The organism is Clostridioides sp. ZZV15-6598 (assembly GCF_020657705.1).
Classification (GTDB): domain Bacteria; phylum Bacillota; class Clostridia; order Peptostreptococcales; family Peptostreptococcaceae; genus Clostridioides; species Clostridioides difficile_F.
In genome coordinates, this window is sequence record NZ_JAGWCS010000211.1 from 1 (window position 1) to 4106 (window position 4106).

Sequence of the window (4106 nt, forward strand, 5' to 3'; positions counted from 1 at the left end):
CATCTATTTATATTTATGATATGTTTTTTATTTTTAGGAGTCATATTTTATTGTCTACAAAATAAAATTTATGTGTTATATCAAAATAAAGATTTGCTTACATACACAGATTCATTTTTTATAGAAAATTTACTTTTTTGTAAAAAAACAAATATTTTGTATTTGTTAAACAATAAAATAGGATATCTTATTTATGGTAAAAACCTTTTAAGATATCCTGTTAGTATTTAATATTCTCTACTTTTTTAATATATTTACTATTTCAAAACTGCCCCTGTATTTGCTGATGTAACCAACTTAGCATATCTACTTAAATATCCATGCTTTATTTTTGGTTCTAAAGGCTTAAATTTTGATTTTCTCTTTTCTATTTCTACTTCATTTACTTTTAACTCTAATTTTTTATCTAGTATATTTATAGAAATTATATCTCCTTCTTCAACTATTCCTATTAAGCCGCCTTCCATAGCTTCTGGAGAAATATGTCCTATAGATGCACCTCTGGTAGCTCCTGAAAAACGACCATCAGTAAGAAGTGCTACGTGCTTATCAAGCCCCATTCCAGCAACTGCTGATGTAGGAGATAACATTTCTTTCATTCCTGGCCCTCCTTTTGGACCTTCATATCTTATGACTATAACATCACCTTTATTTATTTTTTTGCCAAATATGGCACTTACAGCTTCTTCTTCTGAATTAAAAACTCTTGCTGGCCCTTCATGAATCAACATTTCCTCTGCTACTGCTGATTTTTTTACAACTGCTCCGTTTATAGCAAGATTACCTCTTAAAATTGCTAGACCTCCTTGACTGCTATATGGATTTTCTAATGTATGTATCACTTCTTCATTCTCTATCTCACAATTTTCGATGTTTTCCCCAATAGCTCTACCTGTTACTGTTTTACAATCTAAATTTATTCCTTTTTTCTTTGAAAGTTCATTCATTATAGCTGGTATTCCACCTGCCATATGTAAATCTTCGATATGGTGCTTACCACTTGGACTTAATTTTGTTAAGCAAGGAGTTTTTTCACTTATTTCATCAAACAAATCTAAATTAAGTTCTATTCCTGCTTCATAGGCTATTGCAGGCAAATGAAGCACTGTATTTGTAGAGCCAGCCATTGCCATATCTACAGTTATTGCATTTTTAAAAGCATCTACTGTCAAAATATCTCTAGGCTTTATATCATTCTTAAGAAGTTCCATGACATACATACCTGCATATTTTGCTATTCTTTTTCTTTCACCAGAATGTGAAGCAGCAGTACCATTATATGGAATACCCATACCTAGTGCCTCTGTTAAGCAATTCATACTATTAGCTGTAAAAAGCCCAGAACATGAACCACATCCAGGACAAGAATTCATAGCCAACACTTCTAGTTCCTCTTCACTCATTGTTCCATCCTTACAAGCTCCAACACCTTCCATTGCAGAGTTGAAGTCATATACTTTTCCGTTTGTTTTTCCTGGAAGCATAGGCCCTCCACTTACAACAACACTTGGTATATTGAGTCTTGCAGCTGCCATTAACATCCCTGGCACAATTTTATCACAATTAGGTATAAGTACTAATGCGTCAAAACCATGTGCCATTGCCATTGCTTCTATAGAATCGGCTATTAATTCTCTTGAAGCAAGTGAATAATTCATTCCAACATGCCCCATAGCTATACCATCACAAACTCCTATAGCTGGAAATTCTAATGGCAAGCCACCACTCATTCTCACTCCATTTTTTGCTGCTTCTGCTATTTCATCAAGATGAAGATGACCAGGAATCACTTCATTTTGCGCATTTACTATACCTATTAATGGTCTTTCAATTTCTTCTCTAGTAAGACCCATCCCATACATTAATGCTCTCTTTGGAGCTCCTTCTATTCCTTTTTTTATATCGCTTCTCATGGTATTACCTCTTTCTTATATTTTTAAAATTTTCATAATATTATTATAATATATTTTGATATCAATTAATTACAAAAAATCCAAAAAATATTAAAAGATATTAATATAAAATTATTACGATTTTATATTAATATCTTACACAAATAAATTAAATGGTTATTTTCTCTTAGATATACTGCTTGGAGAAATCTTTTTTGCCAATATTAAAGATGTTATTATTAATAAAAACAACAACACTATAGAAATTATAAAAGAAGGATTAGTAATATCAATAGCTTTATCTCCTATATTTAAGAATACTAATGTTCCTGGTAAAATTCCAATAAGTGTTGCAAGCATATAGCTACTAAACTTTATGTTAGTAAGTCCTGCTCCATAGTTTATAAGATTATATGGAGTAATTGGTATCAATCTTAATACAAATATAATAAAAAAACCTCTTTTCTCATCTGCCTCCATAAAAAGTTCCCATAAAGATGGTGATAATTTATTTTTTAAAAACTTAGTTATGGCATCCTTAGCTAATACCTTGGCCATCATAAACATAATTGCACTATTAATACCTGCACCTATTATCGTATAAAGTGTTCCTTTCCACAATCCAAATGCTAATCCTCCAGCTAATGCTAATACTGGAACTGGAAAAAAAGTAATTGGTAAAATTGAGAAAATCAATATATATACAAAAGGTGCATAGTTTCCATATGATTGCACATATTGACGTATATGCTCTGCTGTAATATCTCTAAAAAATGTATAATAAATAAGTATAAAAATAACAATAATAAGTGCTGTAACAATCCCTTTCAAATTCTTTTTTATAATAAGTATCATCCTTTCCATATGTATTTATTGTATCTTGCTATTATTTATTTTCTTTTTCAAGTTTTGATAATATTATTATAATACATTTTTTTATTAACTAATTACAAAAAATCTAAAAAATATCAATAAATTACACAACTAAACTAAATAATTATTTTTTATTGTATTACTTAGAAAATTTTTTTAATAAATAAAAAAACATTCCTGTTAAGAGAATGTTTTTAAGTATATAAGTGTATTAGAAATACACTGCTATTTTTATTGTATAAATAATAGTTTTGGAAAATATAAGTCTGAAATATATTCATATATTTAATATATAAATCCACAAACCTTCATAAAATAAGTATTTTTTAAAATTCCATGTTTTTAACTACCTATCACATAATAACATAGTTTTGTAAAGTTAAACCATTACAAATATTTTACCTAATAAAGCATACTACAAAAAATACTCATCGTCTTAATCGTAGCAATTCCTTAGCAGCCTCATCTACTTCTGAAATATTTTCCCATTTTGTTGGATTTTCTGCAATTCTCTTTATAAAAGGTATAATTGTTTCAAGCTTTTTATCTGTGAACATTGGTAATAGACATACGATTATCCAATATTTCCAATCATCATCTTGTTCCTCTGGGGTAAGAATATCTATTATCAATGGAGTAATAATTTCTTGATGTAATGCCAATACAGGCAAGATATCTTTTGCAACAGGCCAATTGTAATCTTGTATCCATTCCAAAAGTCTAGGGCAAATAGGTTTTATCTCTTCACCAGATAATAATTTTAATTTTTCAATATTACAGTTATCAAACTTATCTTTTGGAAGTAGTTCTTTGACATTTTTCATAATCTATTTCTCCAATCCAACACATAATAGTTGCCTTATCTCCCTTAATTAAAATATACAATAAATTTTCAAAATAATAAAGATTATTTTAAGTTAATCAAATACAATATTTGAAACTTTATCCCAGTTAATCGCTCTCGAATTATATTCAGGGTGCGATAATTTCACTACATGAGTTGAATTATTATAATTATAATAAATTGTAGTAGTACCATCAATTTGGTTCCTCTTGTATCCTTGATAGCTAGCATCATTTGGCACTTTTTTTTCAATCAGACTATATGCAGATGAAGCATCAAGCATTTTTACTTTATTAGGAAATATTAACATAAAAAAAGTTATAAGAGCAAAAATACATATACATGTAATACTATACCATTTAATCCATTTCATACAATTCCTCCTATTTTACCAATATATACTATTATTATTTCCATATATTTATAATATTTATACATATGATAAAGTTTTTAAATATTTACATATTAGATGTAGAAGATTCTATTCTATTCTATAA

The 4106-nt window shown here is 28.4% G+C and carries 4 protein-coding genes; all 4 read right to left on the reverse strand.

Annotated elements, in window-relative coordinates; genetic code table 11:
• Positions 1–257 precede the first annotated feature (257 nt).
• Positions 258–1913 carry a dihydroxy-acid dehydratase gene (gene ilvD / locus KGF50_RS20580; RefSeq protein ID WP_227849783.1) on the reverse strand — a complete coding sequence of 552 codons (1656 nt, stop codon included), beginning with the start codon at positions 1911–1913 and terminating at the stop codon, positions 258–260.
• A gap of 156 nt (positions 1914–2069) precedes the next feature.
• Positions 2070–2756, reverse strand: coding sequence for a TVP38/TMEM64 family protein (locus KGF50_RS20585; RefSeq protein WP_227849784.1), 687 nt, complete (start codon positions 2754–2756; stop codon positions 2070–2072).
• A 437-nt stretch (positions 2757–3193) separates the two neighbouring features.
• On the reverse strand, positions 3194–3589 hold the full coding sequence (locus tag KGF50_RS20590) for a DUF5071 domain-containing protein (RefSeq protein WP_227849785.1): 396 nt from the start codon (positions 3587–3589) through the stop codon (positions 3194–3196).
• A 93-nt stretch (positions 3590–3682) separates the two neighbouring features.
• Positions 3683–3982 (reverse strand): hypothetical protein, encoded by a 300-nt coding sequence (locus KGF50_RS20595; RefSeq protein WP_227849786.1) that lies wholly within the window; start codon positions 3980–3982, stop codon positions 3683–3685.
• Between the last annotated feature and the right edge of the window lie 124 nt (positions 3983–4106).